This window comes from Mycobacterium sp. RTGN6, from assembly GCF_033804605.1.
Taxonomy (GTDB): Bacteria; Actinomycetota; Actinomycetes; order Mycobacteriales; family Mycobacteriaceae; genus Mycobacterium.
In genome coordinates this window covers 653602-676640 of sequence record NZ_JAPZKZ010000001.1, presented here as the reverse complement: position 1 = coordinate 676640, position 23039 = coordinate 653602, and the positions used below count along the sequence as shown (strand labels likewise).

Here is a 23039-nt window from a genome sequence, read left to right as displayed (position 1 = left end):
CCCGGCCGAACGGTGGTTCGACACGAAAGCCGCTGCGGCCCACCCATGATCGTCAGGTCTGCGGTGATCGCGCCGATCCGGCGGATATCGAGGCCAGTTGATTGGTGATGGTGCCGAGCTCGCCGACGAGGATGCGTGCGGTCTTCGCGTCGGCGGACGGCAACGCCGCGCGCACCCGCTCCGTCGCGACGGTCAGCTGGCCCACGTCCGGGGTCCACGCCGAACCGGGGGTGGCCGGATCGCCGCACAGCGCCTCGGCGTAACCGTCGACCGCAGCGACGAAGTCCGTGCCCCACCCGGTCGGCGGATGCGCGGGAAGGCTGGTCTCGAGCGCGGTGCACGACGCGGTCACGACGTTGAGCCCGGCACGGTACGCGCGCAGCCACCGCCGGAAGTCGCGGTCGTCGGTCGGAGTCGCTCCCGCGGCCGCCTCGAACGCCGCCCGCGCGCGGTACGCCCGCTCCCACGCGGCCGCCAGCGCTTCGGTGGGCCGGTCCAGCTCGTGAACGAAGGCCTTGATCACCGTTGCCGCATAGTCCATCTCGGTCTTGAGCAACTCGCCCGCACGTTGACGAAGCCGGACCACCGCGTGGTCGGGTAACACCACGTGCGCGAGCACCGCAAGCGCACCGCCGATGAGTGTCGCCAGCAACCGGTCGCTGACGGTGGCCGGTCCGGCGGTCCCACCGATGTCGACGAGGAACACGATGGCGGCGGCAAGCGCCGCGCTGACCGCGAGATAGCCGATCCCGGACGCCAGGTACGCGACGGCAAGGAACACGACCGCGAACCCGGCGGCCAGGAGTCCGGTGGGATGCAGCAGGAGCACCAGCGCCGATGCGGCGGCGATCCCGAGCGCGTTGCCTGCGATGCGGCCGGCACAGCGGGTGTAGGTGTGCGCGGTCTCGGGGCGCAGCACCATCACGACGGTCAGAGGTATCCAGTAGCCGTGTCCGAGGTCAGCGAACCGTGCGATCAACGCGCCAACTGCTGCCGCCGCCGAGAGCCGAATCGCGTGACGCAGCACGGGGGACTCCCAGCCGAGCTGGGCGCGCACCGCAGGACCCATGCGCCGGATCTCGATGGGTAGCCCGGCGCTGCGCAGTTCTGCGAGGTCGGGGGGCGGCGCCAGCTCTCCGTACCGAAGCGCGACGGCCTCCCTCAGCTGTTCTGAAAGACGTTGCAGGAGTGGCACTTCCGGACCCGTTATCGTCGCAGCCGTGGCGTCGAACGCGCCAAGCGCATAGCCGGCCGCCTGGCGCCCCGCCGCGTTCGGCACCGCGACTGCGGTGAGCACGTCCGACGCGGCGACCAGGACCTGCGCACACCCGTCAGGTTTGGCCGACTTGCCCGCAATCGCGTTCACGGTCGCCGCGATGCGTTCGGGCAGCCCGTACCAAGTGCGGTATGCGACGGGTCGGCGGGCGGCCTGCCCCTCGGTCAGCGTGAAGGCGTCGCGCAGCCACACCAACGGCTGGGTGTCGACGTGCCCGGTCGGGTCGTCGGCCAGCGCGCGCGCATCGGCGGCCAGCGAGTTGTAGGCCCGAGTCAGCGCGGAGCGCTGCACTCGCCAGCGCCGCTTGGGCCAGACCGCGATGAGGGCGGCCTGCGCCAGCCCTCCCAGCACCGCGAGCGTGGCCGACACCACGGCGGTGGGCCAGGCCGGTTCCGCGGGTGGCGTGACGACCAACAACGCCGTGGCAGCGGCGGCCACCAGCCCGGCGTTCGCGCTCACCCCCCACGTCAGCCCGGCGCCGAAACCCCACGCCGCCACCAGGGCCGCGAACAACAAACCGTAGGGACCGGCCAACGACCCCAGCAGGACGGCGGCGCCCATCGCCAGCGAAACGCAGGCGACGAGGCGGAACGGGCCGCGCGGACTGTCCTGCAACGCAACCGCCCCGGCGATGGCGGCCGCACCCGACGCGGCGATCGCGCTGTCCGCGCCGCTCCAATACAGCGCTGCCGCGGCGACAAGCAGGACGCCAAGCACGCTACGGACGATCGCACCCACGTCGGGCATCGTCGGCCGCAGGACCAGGGCCTTGATCACCGGTCCATTCTTACGCGACCGCAGGCGCGGTCGGCGTTCATGCGCGCCGGAGTCGCGCCTTTATCGCATCCATGCGGACACGGAGTTCGTCGGGTGTGAAGGCCCCGCGGTCCATCAGTTCGTGAGCGGTCACGACCGCCGACTTGGCGTGCGCGGGGACGCTGCGATAGGTGGTCTCGCCGAGCTCGTCCTCGGCGTGGCGGCGTTCGAGGTTGTCCAACGTGCCCCGCCACGACAGACATTCGCAGGTGGCCTGCATGCTGGACTCCCACGGCTCGGGCCTGCGGTCCGGTTGCGGATCGGCCGCCACAGGGGATGCGGGGCCCACCGCGTCGAGCAACACCGCGTAGGGCTCACCGGTCACGCGTCGACCTTCGGTCCGGTCGGCGGTTCGCTGGCCGTCCAATCCGCTTGCGGCACGGCAACGCCGATCATCGTGTCGCGCGTGACGATGGCGGCCAACTGCTCCTCCGTCCACCCCTCGGTTCCGTCCGGGCGCATCGGCATCACCATGAATCGGGACTTCTGGTTCGAGTCGTGCACTCGCACGTCGACGTCGGGACCGAAGTGCAGCCCGAACTCGGCAAGCACCTCACGCGGCCACCGGACGAGCCTGCGGCGGTAGTTCGGCGTGCGGTACCAGTCGGGGGACATCCCGAGCACCGGGCGGGGATAGCAGGAGCACAGCGTGCAGACGATCACGTTGTGAACCGTCGGCGTGTTCTCCAGCACGTAGAAGAACGTGTAGTCGCTTGGGGTTCCGACTCCGGTCGGGTCGAGCCAGTCGAGGCCGACTTCCTTGGACGCCTCGGTGCCGTCGGCGAGCAGCCGGGCCTTGAACTCCGGATCGGTCCACGCCTTGGCGACCATCCGCGATCCGCCGCTTGGTCCGATCGACTCGGCCCATTCGGAGAACCTGCGATGGTCCTCTTCGGAGAACAGCCCCTTCTCGATCGCCAGCTCGCGCACCGCCCGCTCGAGCACCTCGAATTCGCTGAGTTCCTCCGATCCCTGGATGGGGTCGTGCGGATGGTCGTGCTCAGTCATCTGCTGATCCCTTCGCCGCCGGCTCGAGCCAGCGTTCCGATACCTCCGTTTCGAGCGTGTCCACGCCGAAGCCCGTGTAGTTGTCCCAGAGGTCCTGCTGCCGGAACCGGACGACGTAGAACGGCTCGAAGCGACCGCCCTGCTCGGCGTCGTCGCGTCCCCACGCCTCGTCCTCGGGGATCACCCAGTCGGGCCGGAATTCGACGATCGTTCCCGTCTTCCCGCGAGTGAAGGCCTGCGTCCGAGTGTGAAAGAGCGACGTGGCGTTTCGCACCGTGACGCGGTCGCCGATCGCGAACTTGCGCTCAGCCATCGTGCGACGCCTTCATGCGGGCCCGAACGTCGTCGATCTTGGCGGACAGTTCGTCGGGGGTGATGAGCCCCTTGTTGATGAGCACCTTCGCGGCGACCGTCGCCCACCGCGCGTAGTACGGCAGACCGAAATACAGCGTGGCGCCGAGGTCGTTCTCCGCGCGCCTGCGCTCCTCGGAGTTCCACGCGCCGCGCCAGCCGAGACACTCGCACGTGACGTAGGTGTCCATTTCCCACTGTTCTTCGACCTTCTCCATGAACGGAACCGGAAGGTCAGGTTGGCCACCGACGTCGTGCAGCACGTGTCGCAGGGCGGCGTAGAGCGCGTTGGAGATTTCATACGGCGAGTCGAGCGGCTCCCGCAATACCGGAGCCAGGTCGGCAACCCGGCCGGCGACTGCTTCGAAGTCGTTGGGTGGGGCCACGGTTTCCTCCACGAGTGCGCGCTCGAATTGCCCGTTGAGCGAATGTATCCCAGTTCGGCGCACCGATGGGTCGAGTCGAACACATCCGGGAGTAGGTTCGTGCCGTGGAGAAGGTCATCATCACCCTGCGGCGCGCGAGCGCCGACGACGCATGGTGCGCCGCGTTGCGCGGCACCGTCGCCGACGAGCTGTTGGACCTCGACGTGCCCGGGCTTGCGGTCAACGTGCGCGACGAGCCGGTGCGCGACTCGCTCATGACTCTGACGACGTTGGACCCGCCGGTCGTTGGGTTCGTCAGCCTCTGGACTCAGCAGAGCTATGGGGCTGCGGTCACCGAGGCGCTGGCCCGGCTGAGCGAGGTCTGCGACGACGCGGCTGCCTATCTGGTCACCGAGTCCGTGCCGTTGCCTGCACCCCAGACCGGGCTAGGCGAGCGCACCGCCGGGTTCGCCAACGTCGCACTGCTGCGCAGGCCGGCGACGCTGGACGTCGAAACCTGGTTCGCCCGTTGGCACGTCGATCACACGCCCGTGGCGATCGCGACGCAGTCGACGTTCGGCTATACGCAGAACGCGGTAGTGCGAGCGTTGACGCCAGGCGCACCCGAACTCGCCGCGATCGTGGAGGAGTTGTTTCCCATCGAGGCGACTCAGAGCCTGCACGCGTTCTTCGGCACCGCCGACGATGCCGACCTCGGTGAGCGGATGGCGAAGATGGTGGCGAGCACTTCGGCGTTCGGCGCGAACGAGAACGTGGACACCGTGCCGACCAGCCGATATGTCTTCCGGACCCCCTTCGGCGTGGAAGCGCTTCGATGACAACCCTTTCCGATGCTGCGGCACTGGCCGCTGGCGAGAGCGGACTGGCGGTCGTGTCGACGCTGCGCGCCGACGGGACCATCCAGGCGTCGCTCGTCAACGCGGGCGTGTTGCCTCATCCCGCCACCGGTGAGCCGACGTTGGCGTTCGTGACGTACGGCAAGGTGAAGCTCGCGAACCTCAGGGCCCGTCCGCAGCTCGCGGTGACCTTTCGCAACGGCTGGCAGTGGGCGACGGTCGAGGGCGTCGGCGAGCTCGCCGGGCCCGATGACTCGCAGCCGTGGCTGACCGACCCGGACGCGCTGCGACTGCTGCTGCGCGAGGTGTTCAGCGCCGCGGGTGGCACCCACGACGACTGGGCCGAATACGACGCGACGATGGCCGAACAGCGCCGCACGGTGGTGTTGATCGCCCCCACGCGCGTGTACTCGAACGGCTGACGCTTACGCTGCTGCCGTGCTTGTTGAGATCGACGACACCAACGGTGTGCGCAGGCTGACCCTCAATCGTCCAGAAGCGTTGAACGCGTTCAACGAGGCGCTGTACGACGCGACGACCGTTGCGCTCCGCGACGCCGACGAGGACCCTTCGGTCGCCGTCGTGCTGCTGACCGGCGCGGGGCGGGGCTTCAGCGCGGGCAATGACCTGGTCGAGATGCAGGCGCGCATCACCGATCCAGACTTCACGTCGGGGGAGTACGGCTTTCCAGGCATGATCGAGGCGCTCACCAACCTCCGGAAGCCGCTGATCGCCGCGGTCAACGGCGTGGGCGTCGGCATCGGCGCCACGATCCTCGGCTACGCCGACCTGGTGTTCATGTCGTCGGCGGCCCGGTTGAAGTGCCCCTTCACCAGCCTCGGCGTTGCGCCTGAGGCCGCCTCGTCCTATCTGCTTCCGCAACTCATCGGTCGGCAGAACGCGGCGTGGATGTTGATGTCGTCGGAATGGGTGAACGCCGAGGAAGCGCTCCGCATGGGCCTTGCCTGGCGAGTGTGTGCACCCGAGGAGCTGCTGTCCGAAGCCGGCCGGTACGCCGAAGTGCTTGCCTCTCGCCCGATCTCGAGCCTGATGGCGGTGAAGAAGACCATCGTCGAGCCCACCAGGGGTCACATCAGTGCTGCGCTGACGTTCGAGTACGCCCAGTTCGCCGAACTGATGGGCGGTGCCGCCAACGCCGATGCGCTCGCAGCGTTCAACGATCGGCGCGACGGCTAGCCGGTGGCGTGCAGCGGGCAGTTCACGACACTGGTCGACGCAATGATCGCGCGCACGGTGCGTCGGCAACGCCCGCAGTCGGACCCCGCGCCGCATGCGTCGGCGATCTCCTTGGACGTCGTCGCACCGGCGGCCACCAGGTCCGACACGACCTGACTGGTTACTCCGGTGCAGAGGCAGACGAACATCAGCAGGCCCGCACGTCCGAATTGGCGTACGAAGCGAATACTGCGGGCACCCGCCGCGCGCCACGATTCGACTCCGCGCCACGCATTCCGCTTGCAATGAATTCGGCGACGAAGCGATTGTCCAATTCCGCTGAATCCGATTGGCGATCGTCGCGCATCAAGCACGTCGCGTCGGCGGCGAGAAGCAGCGAATGGAGTCGATACCCACTCACCACAGTTGGCCCCTGATCCCAGTGCGCCGGGGGAGGTCCCACGGCACTGCGTACGTGTTAGCCCAGTCTAACCTTACTTAGGGCAGCCAGTCCATAAACCGAGGCCAGACTAAGGTTCGCCTCACCGAAGACCAGGCAAAATCGGGTGCCAGACACGCCCATACGTCTTCGGATTGGGTCGCTGCCGGGCGTCGTGTCGACTAGATTGAAGAGGCGTTCGACAGCCCCGAACGGCACTGACACTCGACCGGCCCGACCGGTTTCATAGGAGCGATCATGCAAGGCGACCCCGAAGTCCTCAAGGTGCTCAACGAGCAGCTGACAAGCGAGCTGACCGCCATTAATCAGTATTTCCTGCATTCCAAGATGCAGGACAATTGGGGCTTCACCGAATTGGCGGAGCACACCCGCAAGGAATCGTTCGATGAAATGCGCCATGCCGAGGCGATCACCGACCGAATCCTCATTCTCGACGGGCTGCCGAACTATCAACGATTGTTCTCGCTGCGCGTCGGCCAGACCGTGCGTGAGCAGTTCGAGGCCGATCTCACGATCGAGTACGAGGTGTTGGCCCGGCTGAAGCCGGCCATCATCATGTGCCGCGCCAAGGAGGACAGCACCTCGGCCAACCTCTTCGAGATGATCGTCGCCGACGAGGAGCAGCACGTCGACTACCTCGAGACCCAGCTCGAGTTGATGGGCAAGCTCGGCGAGGAGCTCTACCTGGCGCAGTGCGTCTCGCGCCCGCCGGGGTCTCAGGGAGCTCACGGCGCGTAACACTTTTAGCCTGCCTAACGATATTTGAGCGGGACCCCACCGGGTACCTGACGTTGTCGGGAGGCAGAAATGACACGTCCCTTGGGGACCACGGACTACACGGCAGCGGATCCCGAATCTGCAAACGCGCTGATCAGCCCACAGCGACGCAACTTCATCTTCGTTGGCGTCCTGCTCGGAATGCTCCTCGCTGCGCTGGACCAGACGATCGTGGCGACGGCGTTACCGACCGTCGTCGCGGACCTCGGCGGCGCCGGACACCAGTCATGGGTGGTGACGAGCTACCTACTGGCGTCGACGATCGTCACTGCAGTCGTCGGCAAGCTCGGCGACATGTTCGGACGCAAGGCCGTCTTCGTAGTTTCGGTGCTCTTCTTCCTCGCGGGGTCGGTGCTGTGCGGGTTGGCCGGCTCGATGACCATGCTGGTGGCCGCCAGGGCACTGCAAGGCATCGGCGGCGGCGCAATCATGGTGACCGCCATGGCGGTGATCGGCGAGGTGATCCCGCTACGTGAACGCGGCCGGTACCAGGGCGCGCTCGGCGCAGTGTTCGGCGTCACCACCGTCATCGGCCCGCTACTCGGAGGCTTCTTCACCGACCACCTCACGTGGCGCTGGGCGTTCTGGATCAACGTGCCGATCGGCATCGTCGTGCTGCTCGTCGGCGCAGCCGCAATTCCCTCGCTCGCCAAGGGCGCCCGGGTGGCGATCGACTACGCGGGCATCCTGTTCGTGGGTCTGGCCGCCTCCGGATTGACGCTTGCGACCAGTTGGGGCGGCGGTGAATACGCATGGTCGTCGCCAGTGATCATCGGCCTGTTCGCCGCCTCCACCGTGGCGTTGGTGATCTTCGTGTGGGTGGAAATCCATGCGGCAGAGCCGATTCTGCCGATCCGGCTGTTCCGCAGCCCGGTGTTCACCGTGTGCTGCATCCTCGGCTTCATCGTGGGGTTCGCGATGCTGGGCGCGCTGACCTTCCTGCCGACCTTCATGCAGTTCGTCGACGGCGTGTCCGCGACGGAATCGGGGCTGCGGACCCTGCCGATGGTGGCGGGCATGCTGCTCACGTCGATCGGCAGCGGCAGCATCGTCGGGCGCACGGGCAGGTACAAGATCTTCCCGGTGGCCGGAACCGCCATCATGGCGGTGGCCTTCCTGCTCCTGTCCGGCATGAATGCGATGACGCCGACGTGGCAGCAGTCGTTGTACCTGTTCGCGCTTGGCACGGGTATCGGGCTGTGCATGCAGGTGCTCGTCCTGGTGGTGCAGAACACGTCGAGCTTCGCCGACCTTGGTGTCGCCACGTCGGGAGTCACGTTCTTCCGGACGATCGGAAGCTCGTTCGGCGCAGCGATATTCGGCTCACTATTCGCCAACTTCCTCGCCTCCAACCTCGCTCAGGCGCTCGTCGCCAGCGGCGCACCGCCCGGTGCAGCGGAGTCACCGAAGTCGCTGCACGCCCTGCCTCCCGAGGTCGCCGCACCCATCGTCGACGCATACTCGGACGCACTGGGCACCGTCTTCCTGTGCGCGGTGCCGGTCGCGGTCGTCGGGTTCGTCGTAGCGCTCTTCCTGAAGGAGACACCGCTACGCGAGATGGACGCCGTCTCCGCGGCCGATCTGGGCGAGGGCTTCGGGATGCCCTGTACGGAATCGCCCGAGAAGATCCTCGAGGTCGCCGTCGGCCGAATGTTCCGCGACTCGCCGGAGCTGCGACTGCGCAGCCTCGCCCAGCAGCCCGGATGCCACCTCGACGTCACCCAACTGTGGGCACTGCTCCAGATCTACCGGCAGAACCAGGTGTTCGGCTCGGCGACGCTGACCGACATCGCGGAACGGCTGCGGGTGCCCTTCGAGGTCATCGAACCGGTCTTCGACCGCGTGATCGCCGACGGCCTCGCCCTTGGAACCGGTGGAAGGCTGTGGCTGACGCAGGCGGGAGCCAGGGAGGTCGACGCGATGTCTGCGGCGATCGTCGGGTGCATGGTCGACAAGCTCGCTCAGTCACCCACGTTCGAGGGCAGACCGGATCGCGGCGAGGTGGAGGCGGCGTTGGAACGCATCGCGCACCGCATGCTGGTGCAACGCGACTGGACCGACGACCGTCGGGAGCTCGCTGCCGCCCGCTGACACAAAACTAGAACGTGTTCCAGAATTGCCCCGATCGGCGTACGATCGCGCCATGAGCCGAATTGGACCCTTCGCCGACGACGACGCCGCTGCATGGGTGAAGAACTCACCCGACATCGGGATCGCGATGGCGGGTTTCACCAACGCGGTCTACACCAAGAACCGACTCCCGTTGAGGGTCCGGGAGTTGGCCCGCATGGTGATTGCGCTGGACAACGAATGCGTCGTGTGTCAGAACACCCGCGACTCCGATGGCATCGCCGCCGGTGTCGACGAGGACCTGTACGACCACGCCGCCGAGTGGCGGACCTGGCCGGGGTACAGCGCCCAGGAGCGTGTGGCCGCCGAGTTCGCCGAACGCTTCGCCAGCGACCACACCGGCCTGCGCGACGACGAGGACTTCTGGTCCCGCGCCAATGAAGAGTTCGATGACAAGCTGCTCACCGACCTCGCCCTGTCCTGCGCGATGTGGCTCGGCATGGGACGCATGCTGCGCACGTTGGACATCGGGCAGAGCTGCAAGATCACGCTGTAACCCACGGCGGCGCCATGCAGAATGGCTGCCATGGCGGCCATCGCACAGCTCGCAGCCGACGGAGTCACCACGCTGATCGGCACCGTGGTCAACCCGGCCGGCCTCATCCACGCCAAGGCGGTACCGCTGGCGCGGGCCGCGGCGTTCGTGGACCCCGGCCTTGGCGCAAGCCCCGTGTGGCACGTCTTCGCGATCGATCAGGCCGGCGTCGTCACCGGTGACGCCATTGGCGTGGTCGGCGATCTACGGATTCGGATCGACCCCGCCGCCGTGTGCGTCCTGGGTGATGGATTGGCCTGGGCGCCAGGGGATTTCTTCACCCAGGACGGCTCACCCGACCCGATCTGCAGCCGTGGCACGTTGCGCCGCGTCGAAGAGCGGATGAACGCGGCTGGGTTCGAAGCGCTCGTCGGTCACGAAATGGAGTTCGTCCTGGTCGGGCCCGACGGGGCGCGACTGCCCTCCGAACTGTGGGCGCAGTACGGCCTGGCCGGGGTGCTCGAACACGAGGGATTCGTCCGCGACGTGGTGGAGGCGGCGGCGACGTCAGGCGTCGCGATCGAGCAGTTGCATCCCGAGTACGGCGTCAACCAGTTCGAACTATCGCTGGCACCGCTGGCTCCCGTTGCGGCGGCCGATCAGCTGATCCTGATGCGCATCATCGTCGGTCGGGTCGCCCGCAAGTACGGTGTCCGCGTCAGTCTCTCGCCGGTTCCGTTCGCCGGGAACGTCGGATCCGGTGCTCATCAACACTTCTCGCTCACGCGTGACGGCGAACCCATCTTCGCGGCTGTCCCCGGACCCGGGGGCAAGACGCCGCCGGGTGAATCGGCCATCGCTGGACTGCTTGCCGGGCTGCCCGGCGCGCAGGGCGTGCTGAGCGGCTCGATCCTGTCGGGGCTGCGGATGCAGCCCGGCTTATGGTCGGGAGCGCACGTCTGCTGGGGAACCGAGAACCGCGAAGCCGCAGTGCGATTCGTCGCAGGCGGCGATGCCAATCCTCATGGCGCCAACGTCGAAGTCAAGGCCGTCGACCCGTCGGCGAATCCCTACTTCGCCACGGCCGCCATCCTGGGACTCGCGCTCGACGGCATCGAGCGCAACCTGCCGCTGCCGCCGGAGGTCACCGTCAATCCCGCCCTCCTGAGCGAAGGGGAACGCGAAGCCGTTGGCATGACCCAGCTTCCGAGCGATCAATCCGAGATCATCGATGCCCTCGACGCGTCGGCGCTCGTCAGGGACGTGCTTGGCGACGCCGCCGTCGACGCGATCGTCGCCGTGCGGCGATACGAGCAGGAGAACTACGGCGACCTGACCGCCGACGAACTCGCGCAGAAGTTCCGGATGTCCTGGAGTGTGTAGATGACGGCGTTGGGCGAGCACGTCGCCGCGGTGCCGCTGGTCGATCACCACGTGCACGGCTACTGGTTGGAGTCCGGTGACCGCAATCGATTCGAGAACGGACTCAACGAGGCGAACACCGAGCCCATTGCCGACTTCGACTCCGCGTTCGACACCCAACTCGGCTTCGCGGTGCGCGCACACTGCGCACCGCTGCTCGACCTGCCTCGCCACGTCGGGCCCGACGAGTACTGGGCGCAGCGCAGGACACTCGGCGATGGCGAGGTGGCCCGCCGGTTCCTCTCCGCGGCAGGTGTCACCGACTGGCTGGTGGACACCGGATTCGGTTCCGGCATAGCCGATCTCGACACGATGTCACGAACCTCGGGCGGACGCGTCGGCGAGATCGTCCGGCTTGAGTCGATCGCCGAGCAGGCGGCCGCCACCGGCGGCGACTACGCAGGTGACTTCGTTCGACTCCTGCACGACCGAACCGCGACCGCGGTCGGCACGAAGTCGATCATCGCGTACCGCGGCGGCTTCATCGGCGACCTGTCCGAACCAACCGATGCCGAAGTCAGTAGGGCCGCCGACCGGTGGCGCGCTACGGGTGGTACCCGGCTCACCGACCGGATACTGCTGCGCTTCGGCCTGCATCAGGCCCTGCGAATCGGCAAGCCACTGCAGTTTCACGTCGGCCTCGGAGACCGGGACTGCGACCTCGATGCCACGAATCCGCTTCACCTGCTGGACTTCCTGCGCGCGTCCGGTGACACGCCGATCATGCTGTTGCACTGCTACCCCTTCGAGCGCGAGGCCGGCTACCTGGCTCAGGCGTTCAACAACGTCTACGTCGACGGTGGCCTGAGCATCAACTACCTCGGCGCGCGCTCGCCCGGGCTCATCGGCAGGCTTCTCGAACTCGCCCCCTTTCGCAAGGTGCTGTACTCGTCCGACGGGTTCGGGCCACCAGAACTGCACTTCCTGGGTGCTCACCTGTGGCGCAACGGCATTCGCGAGGTGCTTGCCGGATTCGTCGACGCAGGCGAATGGAGCGAGTCCGACGCGATCAGGGTCGTCGACCTGATCGCGCACCGCAATGCGAGGCGGGTCTACGCGTTGGACTGATGGTGCGCGGCGGGACACTCCGCCGGGATCACCGGCTCGACATCGTGCTTCGCCGTCACCCGAACGCGGGCCCCTCGATGCGGCACCAGAATCACCGCCTTGACGCGCTGACGCTCGTCGGCCGCGGTCGTCGTCGCCAGGTCCACGCGGCGCAGCACCTCCCGCAGCACGACCTTGAGCTCCGCCAACGCGAACGTGGCTCCGAGGCACCGCCGGTTGCCGCCGCCGAAGGGCATCCACGTGGTCGGGCCGAGGGTGGCGCCGAGCATGCGGTCGGGGTCGAACCGCTTTGGGTCCGGATAGAGTTCGGCGCTGCCGTGAACCAGGCCGATGCCCGGGGCCATCATCACCCCTGCGGGTAGGGCGTATCCGGCCACCTCGGTGGGCGCCGTCAGTATCCGGCCGACGTCGAATACGACGGGCCGGGTGCGAAGCACCTCCTTGCCCACCGCATCCAGGTACTCGTCGCCGGCTGCGTCGCCTGCCGCGCTCGCGTGCGCCGCCGCAACGGCCTTGCGCAGCACGTCGGGATGCCGCGTCAACCGTTCCAACGCCCACGACAGTGCGGTCGCGGTGGTGTCGTGGCCTGCCACCAGCAGCGTCATGAGCTGGTCGCGGAGCTCCGCATCGGACATCGCCGCGTCCGAGTCGCTGGAGCGGATCAACATCGCCAGTGCGTCGGTGCGCTCGCCCAGGTTGGGATCGGCACGCCTTTCCGCGATCTCGGCGTACAGCAGTCGATCGGCCTCGGCGATGTGGTTGCGGACCTTGCGCCACGGGCGGCGCTGCTGCAACTTCGGGTTCGCGATCGCCAACGTCTGCCACGCGCTGAGGGTGAGCAGTTTCGGCATGATCGCGCGCAGCTCGGCCAGCCGGGTGGGATCGCTGGCGCCGATCACCGTCCGCAGGATCACCTCGAGCGTGAGCTGCGACATCCGTGGCGCCACCGCGAACTCGACACCGACGGGCCAGGACGCGATGTTCTCCGCCGCGAGCTCGGCCATGACTGACGTCTGTCGCGCGACGGCCTCGCGGTGGAACGGCGCCAGCATGAGCCGCCGGGTTGCTCGATGGGCTTCGTCGTCGACGACGAGTACGGAACTGGGTCCGAGCAGCCCCGCCAGCATGGAATTGGCCTCGCCTGCGTGAAACACGGTCGGATCGCCGGCGAACACGGCTTTGACGTCGGCGGGGTCGTCGACGTAGACGAGCGTGCCGATACCGGCGATGCGCAGCGTGAACACCTTGCCGTACCGGCGCCGGCAACCCGACACGAAGCGCGGCCAGAACCGCAGCATCAACGCTGCCTGCAACGAAGCCGGAAGCCGAGGTCCTGGTGGGAGAGCGGCGTTGCTCATGCTGCGAGCATAGGCCCCCGGCTAGACCTCACCCGTCGCGTCGTAGATCCAGGACATGTCGGCGGTGGCGAACTCCTCCATCCACGAAGAGGGAGCGTGGTTGGCCAGCGCACCCATGTCCCAGTAGTCCTTCCAGAGCGTTATTTTCCCGTTCTCCACGCGATGCACCGTGACGAACTTCAGCACGGCGGATTCGCCCGTCTTCCAATGCCATTCCTCGTGATGCTCGTACATCGCGTCGACTCCGTTGTCGACGAGCAGTCCGTCGAAGTTCTCGTAGGAGGCCAGCGGCTCCAGCCCGATCTTGAGGCGCTTGACGATGTCGTCGGGACCCTTCGCGGCCGCGGCGGGCCCGACCGGCATGTCCAGGTAGATGCAGTCGTCCGACAGGTAGGACTTCAGCCCGTCCCAGTCCCGCGCCGACAGCGACTTCCACATTCCGTGAACCGTATCTTCAACCGACACTGGACAATTGCTCCTTCTGCGTGGGGAGTGCGGGCGACCGGTGTGCCGCGCGCAGGAAGCGTCCGGTGCGCCGTCGCCCGATGAGGTCGGTGGGCCGTCCGTCGAGGAAGACCGCTCGGCCGCCGACGAACACCGCGGACACGGTGTCGTCGTTGCGGTTGACCATGCGCGAGAGCCCGCCGTACTGGTCGACGCATGCCTCGGCGTACTCGTCCAGGCTGTCGTCGAGGCGCGCCGGATCGATGACGACGACGTCGGCGCGGTCGCCGACCCGCAGGTGCCCCGCGTCGAGGCGGTACCAGTCGGCGAGTTCGCCGGTGAGCCGGTGCACGGCCGCCTCGACCGTCATGAACGGCGTGCCCGCCTCCTGCGCGTCCCTGACGTGGCGCAGCAGGCGTAGGCCCATGTTGTAGAAGGCCATGTTGCGCAGGTGAGCGCCCGCGTCGGAGAAGCCCATCTGGACTCCTGGATCGCGAGCCAGCTTCTTCAGGACGTCGGGCCGGTGGTTGGAGATGGTGGTCCGCCAACGCAACTCGCGGCCGTGCTCGAGCACCAAGTCGAGGAACGCGTCGACCGGATGGAGTCCACGGGCATCGGCGACCTCTCCGAACGTCTTGCCGACAACCGCGGCGTCCGGACATCCGACGATGTCGGCGTCGTAGAAGTCGCGCTGCCACACGCGGACGCCGAGCTTGCGTTCGTAGTCCTTGCGGAACTGGCGGCGGTAGCCCTCGTCGCGCATGAGCTCGTTGCGCTCGACCTCGTCGCGCAGGTGCAGCGCGGCCGCCCCCGCCCCGAACTCCTCGAACACCACCAGGTCGATCCCGTCGGCGTACACCTCGAACGGTACGGGCAGATGCTGCCACCGGAAGTTGGCGCCGAACCGATTCACCAGCCGGGCGAGCGGGCCCATCATCAGCACCGCGTAGGGGTTGGACTTGACGTCGGCGGCCGACAGCAGGCTCGTCTTGAGCGGATTGCGGAACACCCCCAGCGACTGAGCGACCTGGGAGCCGAGGTTGAGCGGGTTCGCGATGTCCGGCCCGGACTGCAGGATTCGGCCCGCCCGCCGCAGCAGCGACTTCAGCCTGCGCAGCTCGCGGGGTTTCGCATAGGTGGACGGCAGCGTCCGCGACCGGCACGTCTCGCCGTCGATCTTGTCGAAGAGCAGTTGCATGGACGACATGCCGACGAAGCCCGAGCGCAGCGCCTCGGCCAGCATCTGCTCCATGCGGGCCTGTTCGCGCCCGGTCGGACGGGCGTCCTTGCGCGTGGCGCGGTCGAGTCCCATCACGGCGGTCCGCATGTCGGAGTGGCCGATGAACGCCGCGATGTTCGGGCCGAGCGGACGTGCCTCGAGCGCGTCGACGTACTGGTCGCACGTGGTCCAGGTCTTGTTGGCGTCCACAGCTGCGATAACGTGATCGCGCGGGATGGCCTCGACCCGGCCGAACAGGTCGCCAGCCTCGGTGCCGTCGACGTGGATCGTCGACAGCGAACAGGAGCCGAGCATCACCGTCGTCACCCCATGGCGCAGCGACTCGGTCAGCGCGGGGCCGCCGAGTACCTCGACGTCGTAGTGCGTGTGGATGTCGAGCATGCCCGGCAGCACCCACTTGCCGGTCGCATCGACCACCTGCGGGCAGTCCGTCGCGTCGAGCTCGTCGGGGGAGACCGCGACGACGTGACCGTCCCTGATGCCGATGTTGCGCACCGCCGACGGGGCGCCGGTGCCGTCGAACCAGCGGCCGTTGCGGATGATCGTGTCGTAGGTCACCTAGCCATGGAACAGTCCGCAGCTCGGCGCTGTCAATGAAAGTGAACAGATCCAGAAAATTGTCTACTGAGCGGTCCAGACGTCCGGCACACGACCGTCGAGGTCGGTGAAGCCGTAGGTATGCGCAAGGTCGGCCGAACTCACCGAGCGCTGGTTCCAGCGTGTCCGCTCGACGTCCGCGGCGATCGCAGCCACGCCTCGCCCCACGAACCGTGGGCTCTCCGACTCGGCGAACCCCGGCGGGGCGACGGGTCCACCGTCGGGGCGGTCCGGATCCATCGCCGAGCGCCAATCACCCTCGGTGACGCCGTAGTTGTCCAGCATCATCTCCGAACGCAACCAGCCAGGAGTCACCGAGACGGCAGTGCACCCGAACGGCGCCAGATCCTCGCCCTGGCTGTACGCAAGCCGGTTGATCGACACCTTCGCCAGGTCGTAGAACACCGAGATCCGGTAATGCGACGCGTTGTACTCGGCCGTGCCATCCGTTACCTCGACGAGCAGTCCGCCGGGCCGCGTGGTCAGCAGGGGAAGCAGGCAGTGCGACGTGATCAGGTGCGTGTCGATTCCCAACCGCAGGATGCGCAGGCCGTCATCCAGATCGTGCTCCCACATCGGCCGGTTCCACGTCCGCGGCGGTCCCTTGAGGATCTCGGCGCCCCACACGTCGTTGGCCAGGATGTCGATGCGTCCGTAGTCACTGCGCAGTCGGTCGGCGAGCGCGCGTACCTGCTCGACGTCGAGGTGGTCGGTCGGAACCGCGACGCCGACCCCGCCGAGGTCGGTGACCAACCGCGCCGTCTCTTCGATGGTCTCGGGACGGTCGTAGTCGGACTTCAGCCGTGCGGTCTCACTGGTGCGCCCCGTGCACACGACGGTCGCGCCCGCCTCGCCCAGTGCGGCCGCGATGCCACGCCCGGCGCCGCGGGTCGCGCCGGCGACCACCGCGATACGACCGGCGAGTGACGCGCGATCCGGCTCCCATGGCATCCCACCAGTATCAGGTGTCCAGGCCGTCGCCAACCGCAGTTCAGCAGACCGGGGCATACTCGCGAACATGACCCCCCTACAGCGATACGTCGCCGAGGAAATCGCCACGGATCACGTCGATGGGTTGTTGTCCCGGCGGGAGGCGCTGAGGCGGCTTGCGCTGGTGGGCGTCGGCACCGCCGCCGCGACTGCCCTGATCGCCGCATGCGGCGAGGAACGCAAGCCCGCGAACGACGCATCGGCCACCAGCAGCGCACCATCGAGCAGCGCACCATCCACCGAGCCTGGACCGCCACCGGGATCGGAGAACACCGTCGCGACCGAGCCCATCACATGGGCCGGCCCCGGCGGCGAACTCCAGGCGGCGTGGGCGCCCGCCCAACAGCCGAAGGGCGCCGTGCTCGTCATCCACGAGAACAAGGGCCTCAACGACTGGGTGCGCTCCGTGGCGGGCCGCCTCGCAGGCATCGGATACTCCGCACTGGCGCTCGATCTGCTTTCCGGCAAGGGCGGCACCGCCACGTTCGCCGATCCGGCGCAAGCGACGGCCGAGCTCACCAACATCCCGCCAGAGGAATCGGTGGCCAACCTCAAGTCCGGCATCGTCGAACTGCAGCGCCGCACCCCCGGCGTGAAGGTGGCCGCGATCGGGTTCTGCTTTGGTGGCGGCATGGTGTGGCGCCTGCTCGCCTCGGGTGAGCCGCAGCTGGCGGCCGCCGTCCCCTTCTATGGCCCGCTGCCCGACGACCCGGACTTCAGCGGCTCGAAAGGTGCTGCGGTACTTGGCTTGTACGGCTCCAAGGACACCCGGGTCACCTCGTCGAAGGACGCGGCGGAACAAGCCCTGACCAAGGCCGGACTGGTCAACGAGCTCGTCGTCGAGCAGGACGCCGATCATGCGTTCTTCAACGACACCGGGGAGCGCTACGACCCGAAGGCGGCCGCCGACGCGTGGCAGCGACTGCAGGACTGGTTCGCCAAGTACCTGGCGTGACCTGCGGTGAAACCCCCGTCGAATTGCTCGACCGGCGCTGTTCACCATCAGTTCAGATAGTCGTTCTCGGCCCGTCGTTGACCGCACACGCGTGACGGTTCTGATTCGAGCCATGCGGGTCGTCCAAGTCGCGAACTTCTACGGTCCGCGCTCCGGGGGCCTGCGCACCGCGGTAGACCGACTCGGCGCCGAGTACCGGGCCGCCGGGCACGAGGTCTACCTGGTGGTCCCCGGCGCCGAGGCCGAACGGCACCTACTGCCGTCGGGCGTGGTGCGAATAGCGCTTCCCGCCAAGCAGATTCCCTTCACCGGCGGCTACCGCGCCGTCCTTCCTCGCCGGGTGCGAGCGTTACTCGAGCAACTCGATCCGGACGCCCTCGAGGTCTCCGATCGGCTCACCCTCCGATCCCTTGGGCCGTGGGGACGCCGGCACGCGGTGGCGACGGTGATGATCTCCCATGAGCGACTCGATCGCCTTGTCGGACAACTGCTTCCGCAACGGCTCGCGCGCATCGTCGCCGACGCTGCGAACCGGCGCACCGCCACCAACTACGACGCCGTCGTGTGCACCACCGCGTTCGCCCGCGAGGAGTTCGACCGCATCCACGCACCCAACGTGGTGACGGTTCCCCTCGGCGTCGACCTCGAACAGTTCCACCCCCGACGGCGGTCCGGTCTGATCCGCAGCCAGTGGGCCGCTCCCGAACAGACCCTTCTGGTGCACTGCGGCCGGCTGTCCATCGAGAAGCACGCCCATCGCAGCATCGACGCCGTTGCCGCGCTTCGCGATTCCGGTGTCGACGCGCAGCTCGTCGTGGTCGGCGAGGGTCCGATGCGCGCCCGCCTGGAACGGCAGGCCGCCAAGCTTCCGGTCTCGTTCACCGGCTTCGTCGGGTGCCGTAACACCGTCGCGTCGATCCTCGCCTCGGCCGACGTCGCGCTCGCGCCAGGCCCGCACGAGACGTTCGGGCTGGCGGCACTCGAGGCGCTGGCCTCTGGGACGCCCGCCGTGGTGTCGAACACGTCCGCCCTTGCCGAACTGCTGACCACCGACAGCGGTGCCTCAGCGGACAACGATCCGGAGTCGATCGCTAGAGCCGTCACCAGGGTGATCAGCAGGCCCGAGCCGTTCCGGCGGTACGGCGCACGGCGGCGGGCCGAGGAATTCCCGTGGCCGCGTTCGGCGGCAGGGATGCTCAACGCGCTCGGCGCGGACTAAGCCCGGCCCGACGCCCAGCGGCTAGGTTGGTCCAATGGGCGACCCAGCGCTCGGTGCCACCGACTCCGAACGCACCCGGACCCTGTGGTTCGCGCTGCTGTTGACCCTGACCAACGGATTCATGGACGCGCACACCTTCTTCGTGCGGGGCGGCGTCTTCGCCAACGTCCAGACCGGCAACGTCATCTTCTTCGCCATCGACCTCTCCGAGCGCCATGTCACCGCGGCCTTGGCGCACGTGTGGCCGATCCTGGCGTTCCTGGTCGGCGTCGCCCTGGCCGCTCACATCAAGTCCGGCCGGGTCGAGCGCGTCATGGGGCATCCATTGCGCTGGATCATGGTGGTCCAGGTGCTGGCCCTCGTCGCCATCGGCTTCGTCCCGGTGACCGTGTCCCACAACTACGTGACGATCCCCATCGCGTTCCTCGCCGCGGTCCAGATGAGCCTGTTCCGCAACATCGGCGACCTCGCGTACCTCCCGGTCGCCACGACCGGCAACCTGATGCGCTTCATCGAGTCGGGGTACGACGGCTTCGTCGACCGGACCGCGGCGTCGCGCCGCGCCTGCGGGATCTACGGCACGCTGATCGTCGGGTTTGCGGGTGGTGCGCTGGTTGGCGCCTTCGCCAGTCGCGCGTGGGGTGCGCACGCCATCTGGCTCGCCGCCGGTTTCCTGGCCGTCACGTTGGTCCTGTTCATCGTCGACGAACGGGTGCTGCGGTGAACTACGATCGGCGGATGACCCGTCGCCCGGTACTCGCGTTCGTCATCGCGGTGGCGTTCGCGCTGGTCACCCCGCCCGCACCGGGGTACGCCGACCCCGCAACTGCTTGCAATTTCCGGCTCTCCCCGCCGCAGGTGGTCCAGCTGTCGGGCACCGACGTGGTGTCGGCCACGGTGGACCCGGCCGGTTGCAACGTGGCCGCCAACCCGACGATGAGTGTCGTGTGCGTGCAGATGCAGGGGAGTCAGTCCGCCGAGCAGTGCATACAGCACGAGGGTCCGGGTACCGCACGGATCTACTTCCAGCCGTACCGACCCGGTGCCACCTACGTCGCCACCGGGCGGGGTTGCGCGTCGGTCGGCAATCCGCCCCAGTCGAGCTGCCAAATGACGGGCCCGCTGACCGCGACGCTGTAGCTCGCCGCGCGGGCACCTGGCGCTTTCAATCAGGCTGACTCCAGATGTGGTGTCGGCCGACGCATCCGCCCTATCGTCGCCGATAGCCGATCGTCGGCATCCACGAAGGGCGGTCCCGCATGTCCGAAACAGTCGCTGCGCCAGACACATTGGGAAGCCCGCCCGGTGCCCGCGAGCGCAAGCTGCGGGGCAACCTCGGCGTCCCGTCCATCGTCTTCATGGTCGTCGCGGCGGCGGCGCCCCTCGGCGTCATCGGCGGGGTCGTACCGCTGGGCATCGCGGGAGGCAACGGCGCGGGGTTCCCGGCCACCTTCGTCGTCTCGACCATCATCCTGCTCCTGTTCGCCGTCGGCTTCACCGCGCTGACGCCGTACGTCGAAGAGGCAGGGGCGTTCTTCTCGTATGTCCGCACCGCCCTTGGCTTTCCGACCGGGATCGGCATCGGGTTCGTCGCCTTGGTGAGCTACGTAGCGCTGGAGGCGGGCGTGTACGGCCTGCTCGGACCGGCGGGTGTCGACGTCGTGGCACTGTTCGGCGGACCCACCTTGCCGTGGTGGGCATTCGCGGCAGTCGCGTTCGCCGTCACGACGTTCCTCGGCTACCGCAACATCGAACTGTCCAGCCGGGTGCTCGCGGTGCTGCTGACCGCCGAGATCGCCATCGTGTTGGTGCTGGATCTGGTGATCGTCGCGCGCGGCGGGCAGCACGGGCTCTCGACGGGCATCGTCAACCCAAGCGCGATCTTCTCGGGTTCGCTGGGCATCGGCCTGCTGTTCGCACTGCTCAGCTACATCGGCTTCGAGGCCACCGCGATCTTCCGCGACGAGGCCCGCGACCCGGACCGCACCATCCCACGCGCCACCTACGCGGCACTGATCCTCATCGGCGCGTTCTACACGGTGACCGGCTGGGCCCTGATCTCCGCTTGGGGTGACGACGAGGCGATCGCCAAGACGACGGATTCGGGCGGCACCTTCCTGTCCGACACCGCCCACGCGTACATCCGCACCGCGGGCGCCGACGTCATCACGGTGCTCTACTTCACCAGCCTGTTCGCCTGCATCCTGTCGTTCCACAACGTGGCATCGCGCTACGTCTTCGCCCTGTCCCGCCACGACGTGCTGCCCGCGTCGCTGAGCCTGCCGCATCAGAAGCACGGTTCCCCGCACCAGGCGTCGCTGTGGATCTCGGGCGTGGTCGCCGTCAGCATCGTGGCAGCCGTGGTGTTCCAGCTCGACCCGATCACGGAGTTCTACACCTGGTTCGCCGCAGCCACCACGGTGGGCTTCGTGGTGCTCCTGATCGCGACGAGCGTTGCGGTGCTGGTGTTCTTCGCCCGCGACCGGCGCGGCCACTCGCAATGGCGAGTCCGCATCGCACCCGCCCTCGGGTTGGTCGGGCTGGCCATCACGCTGGTCCTCATCCTCACCAACCTGGACGGACTCGCCGGTTCCAGCGCCCTGGGCTGGGGCATCGTCGGATTGCTAGTGCTCGCCTTCGCGCTTGGGGTGGTCGTCGGCACCCGCGTAAGCGATCCGACGAAGGCCGAGCGCTCATGACGAGCGTCGTCGACACGGCCGTGAATGGGCGTGTCGCCGAGCCCGATCCGCGGCGCGAACTCCTACGTGGGCTCGACGATGGCACGCTGCGCGAACTCGAGGTCGCCTGGAGCGACCCGTTCGGGCACGCGCAGGGCAAGCGGATCCCCGCACGGCAGTTTCTCGACCGGGCGCAGGGGAGCGGGTTCGCGTTCTGTGAGGCGTCGCTGGGCTGGAACGCCGACGCGACCGTCATCGATGGACTCCAACTGACGAACTGGGACGGCGGCTATCCCGACGTCTACGCGGTGCCGGACCTGGACACCTACCGGCCGTTGCCGTGGCGGCCGGGCGTCGGGCACGTCATCTCCGACATCGTCCGCCACGACCGCACGCCGTCGCTGCTCGATCCGCGGGCAGTGCTCAAGCGGGTGTTGAATCGGCTTGCCGGACTTGGGTATTCCGCGAAGGTCGGCGTGGAGCTCGAGTTCTACCTACTCAACGCCGACGGCACGCCCTTCCAGAACGACATCCACGCCTACTCGCTGGAGAACGCCAACGCGCTCGACCCGCTACTCACCGACCTGTACGACGCACTCGGCTCGTTCACGCGGTTGGAGGGCATTCAGTCCGAGTACGGGCCCGGCCAGGTGGAGACCAACCTCGTCTACACCGACGCGCTCGAGGCCGCCGACGACAGTGCCCGGCTCAAGTACGCCGCCAAGGAGGTCGCCCGCAGGCACGGCAAGCTCGCGACCTTCATGCCCAAACCCTTCGCGGAGCACTCGGGAAGCTCGGCGCACCTGCACATCTCGCTGTGGCGCGACGGCGCTCCCGCCTTCGCACCGGATGGCGGCTCCGAGAACCAACTCGCACTGCACGCCATCGCCGGGCTGCTCGAACACCTGCCGTCCATCACCCTGTTCGGCGCGCACTCGGTCAACGCGTACCGGCGCTTCGAACCGGACTCCTTCGCCCCTGCCACGGTCACGTGGAGCCGCGACAACCGCAGCGCCGCGATTCGGTCGCTGGTCGAGGCCACGCCGGAGGCCACCAGGATCGAACTGCGCACCGGCGGGTCGGACGCCAACCCGTACTGGTTGGTGGCCTCCGCGCTGGCCGCGGTGGTCGCCGGGCTCGAGGCGCGTCGGCGGCCACCCGAGCGAGCCGAAGGAAACCTCTACGGCACCGGTACGCAGTTGCCGGAGTCGCTGGGCGTGGCCATCGCCCTGGCCGCACAGGACGACACCATCGCCGAAATCCTCGGGGCGGCCTCGGTTCACGACTTCGTCGCCATCGCCCGTAGCGAGTGGACCGAGTACACCCGACAGGTCAGCGACTGGGAGCGACAGCGCTACCTGGCCACTTCGTGAAGGT

At 68.0% G+C, this 23039-nt stretch carries 24 protein-coding genes; 14 read left to right on the top strand and 10 right to left on the bottom strand.

The window, feature by feature from the left end:
• Window positions 1-52 precede the first annotated feature (52 nt).
• The 5 genes from SLQ33_RS03355 to SLQ33_RS03335 are packed head-to-tail and all read right to left on the bottom strand — an operon-like array spanning window position 53 to window position 3837.
• The gene (locus SLQ33_RS03355; protein WP_319452344.1) at window positions 53-2053 is read right to left on the bottom strand and encodes an FUSC family protein; all 2001 of its coding nucleotides are present in this window, start codon (window positions 2051-2053) and stop codon (window positions 53-55) included.
• A 37-nt stretch (window positions 2054-2090) separates the two neighbouring features.
• A complete protein-coding gene (locus tag SLQ33_RS03350) occupies window positions 2091-2417 on the bottom strand; it encodes a ScnB (protein ID WP_413467561.1) in 327 nt (108 codons plus the stop codon).
• A complete protein-coding gene (gene scnC / locus SLQ33_RS03345; protein WP_319452343.1) occupies window positions 2414-3100 on the bottom strand; it encodes a thiocyanate hydrolase subunit gamma in 687 nt (228 codons plus the stop codon). The genes SLQ33_RS03350 and scnC overlap by 4 nt, the downstream gene beginning before the upstream one ends.
• A complete protein-coding gene (locus SLQ33_RS03340) occupies window positions 3093-3413 on the bottom strand; it encodes an SH3-like domain-containing protein (protein WP_319452342.1) in 321 nt (106 codons plus the stop codon). The genes scnC and SLQ33_RS03340 overlap by 8 nt, the downstream gene beginning before the upstream one ends.
• A complete protein-coding gene (locus SLQ33_RS03335) occupies window positions 3406-3837 on the bottom strand; it encodes an SH3-like domain-containing protein (RefSeq protein ID WP_319452341.1) in 432 nt (143 codons plus the stop codon). The genes SLQ33_RS03340 and SLQ33_RS03335 overlap by 8 nt, the downstream gene beginning before the upstream one ends.
• A 104-nt stretch (window positions 3838-3941) precedes the next feature.
• Here SLQ33_RS03335 and SLQ33_RS03330 point away from each other — a divergent pair, with 104 nt between their 5' ends.
• Genes SLQ33_RS03330 through SLQ33_RS03320 form a run of 3 tightly spaced genes read left to right on the top strand, consistent with a single transcriptional unit; the run spans window position 3942 to window position 5870 of the window.
• A complete protein-coding gene (locus SLQ33_RS03330; RefSeq protein ID WP_319452340.1) occupies window positions 3942-4655 on the top strand; it encodes an EthD domain-containing protein in 714 nt (237 codons plus the stop codon).
• Window positions 4652-5095 (top strand): TIGR03618 family F420-dependent PPOX class oxidoreductase, encoded by a 444-nt coding sequence (locus tag SLQ33_RS03325; protein WP_319452339.1) that lies wholly within the window; start codon window positions 4652-4654, stop codon window positions 5093-5095. Before SLQ33_RS03330 ends, SLQ33_RS03325 begins: the two co-directional genes overlap by 4 nt.
• A gap of 16 nt (window positions 5096-5111) precedes the next feature.
• Window positions 5112-5870 carry an enoyl-CoA hydratase/isomerase family protein gene (locus SLQ33_RS03320; RefSeq protein WP_319452338.1) on the top strand — a complete coding sequence of 253 codons (759 nt, stop codon included), beginning with the start codon at window positions 5112-5114 and terminating at the stop codon, window positions 5868-5870.
• Here the strand turns inward: SLQ33_RS03320 and SLQ33_RS03315 are convergent.
• Window positions 5867-6058: a bacterioferritin-associated ferredoxin gene (locus SLQ33_RS03315; RefSeq protein WP_319452337.1), complete on the bottom strand. Its 192-nt coding sequence runs from the start codon at window positions 6056-6058 to the stop codon at window positions 5867-5869. The two genes, SLQ33_RS03320 and SLQ33_RS03315, sit on opposite strands and share 4 nt — an antisense overlap.
• 488 nt (window positions 6059-6546) lie before the next feature.
• Between SLQ33_RS03315 and bfr the strand changes: the two genes are divergently transcribed.
• From bfr to SLQ33_RS03290, 5 genes are all read left to right on the top strand, one after another.
• Entirely contained in the window at window positions 6547-7047 is a 501-nt protein-coding gene (gene bfr / locus SLQ33_RS03310) for a bacterioferritin (protein WP_319452336.1), read from the top strand.
• A gap of 69 nt (window positions 7048-7116) precedes the next feature.
• Window positions 7117-9177: a DHA2 family efflux MFS transporter permease subunit gene (locus SLQ33_RS03305; RefSeq protein WP_319452335.1), complete on the top strand. Its 2061-nt coding sequence runs from the start codon at window positions 7117-7119 to the stop codon at window positions 9175-9177.
• Window positions 9178-9229: 52 nt separating this feature from the next.
• Window positions 9230-9712 (top strand): carboxymuconolactone decarboxylase family protein, encoded by a 483-nt coding sequence (locus SLQ33_RS03300; RefSeq protein ID WP_319452334.1) that lies wholly within the window; start codon window positions 9230-9232, stop codon window positions 9710-9712.
• Window positions 9713-9733: 21 nt separating this feature from the next.
• Complete coding sequence (locus tag SLQ33_RS03295; protein ID WP_319452333.1) at window positions 9734-11074, top strand: glutamine synthetase family protein; 1341 nt, start codon at window positions 9734-9736, stop codon at window positions 11072-11074.
• A complete protein-coding gene (locus SLQ33_RS03290; protein ID WP_319452332.1) occupies window positions 11075-12181 on the top strand; it encodes an amidohydrolase family protein in 1107 nt (368 codons plus the stop codon).
• On the opposite strand, the gene SLQ33_RS03285 is transcribed toward SLQ33_RS03290, so the two are convergent.
• The 4 genes from SLQ33_RS03285 to SLQ33_RS03270 form a co-directional block, all read right to left on the bottom strand.
• Window positions 12166-13539 carry a cytochrome P450 gene (locus SLQ33_RS03285; RefSeq protein ID WP_319452331.1) on the bottom strand — a complete coding sequence of 458 codons (1374 nt, stop codon included), beginning with the start codon at window positions 13537-13539 and terminating at the stop codon, window positions 12166-12168. The two genes, SLQ33_RS03290 and SLQ33_RS03285, sit on opposite strands and share 16 nt — an antisense overlap.
• A 21-nt stretch (window positions 13540-13560) precedes the next feature.
• The gene (locus tag SLQ33_RS03280) at window positions 13561-14004 is read right to left on the bottom strand and encodes a nuclear transport factor 2 family protein (protein ID WP_319452330.1); all 444 of its coding nucleotides are present in this window, start codon (window positions 14002-14004) and stop codon (window positions 13561-13563) included.
• Window positions 13994-15781 carry an N-acyl-D-amino-acid deacylase family protein gene (locus SLQ33_RS03275; protein WP_319452329.1) on the bottom strand — a complete coding sequence of 596 codons (1788 nt, stop codon included), beginning with the start codon at window positions 15779-15781 and terminating at the stop codon, window positions 13994-13996. The genes SLQ33_RS03280 and SLQ33_RS03275 overlap by 11 nt, the downstream gene beginning before the upstream one ends.
• Before the next feature lie 63 nt (window positions 15782-15844).
• Complete coding sequence (locus SLQ33_RS03270; protein ID WP_319452328.1) at window positions 15845-16771, bottom strand: SDR family oxidoreductase; 927 nt, start codon at window positions 16769-16771, stop codon at window positions 15845-15847.
• A 67-nt stretch (window positions 16772-16838) separates the two neighbouring features.
• Between SLQ33_RS03270 and SLQ33_RS03265 the strand changes: the two genes are divergently transcribed.
• The 6 genes from SLQ33_RS03265 to SLQ33_RS03240 all read left to right on the top strand — a co-directional run bounded on the left by SLQ33_RS03265 (window position 16839) and on the right by SLQ33_RS03240 (window position 23035).
• Entirely contained in the window at window positions 16839-17765 is a 927-nt protein-coding gene (locus SLQ33_RS03265) for a dienelactone hydrolase family protein (protein WP_319452327.1), read from the top strand.
• A 112-nt stretch (window positions 17766-17877) separates the two neighbouring features.
• Complete coding sequence (locus SLQ33_RS03260; RefSeq protein WP_319452326.1) at window positions 17878-18984, top strand: glycosyltransferase; 1107 nt, start codon at window positions 17878-17880, stop codon at window positions 18982-18984.
• 34 nt (window positions 18985-19018) lie between these two features.
• Entirely contained in the window at window positions 19019-19708 is a 690-nt protein-coding gene (locus SLQ33_RS03255) for a YoaK family protein (RefSeq protein ID WP_319452325.1), read from the top strand.
• 14 nt (window positions 19709-19722) lie between these two features.
• A complete protein-coding gene (locus tag SLQ33_RS03250; RefSeq protein WP_319452324.1) occupies window positions 19723-20124 on the top strand; it encodes a hypothetical protein in 402 nt (133 codons plus the stop codon).
• A gap of 119 nt (window positions 20125-20243) precedes the next feature.
• The gene (locus tag SLQ33_RS03245) at window positions 20244-21683 is read left to right on the top strand and encodes an APC family permease (RefSeq protein WP_319452323.1); all 1440 of its coding nucleotides are present in this window, start codon (window positions 20244-20246) and stop codon (window positions 21681-21683) included.
• Window positions 21680-23035 carry a glutamine synthetase family protein gene (locus tag SLQ33_RS03240; protein ID WP_319452322.1) on the top strand — a complete coding sequence of 452 codons (1356 nt, stop codon included), beginning with the start codon at window positions 21680-21682 and terminating at the stop codon, window positions 23033-23035. Before SLQ33_RS03245 ends, SLQ33_RS03240 begins: the two co-directional genes overlap by 4 nt.
• Window positions 23036-23039: the final 4 nt, after the last annotated feature.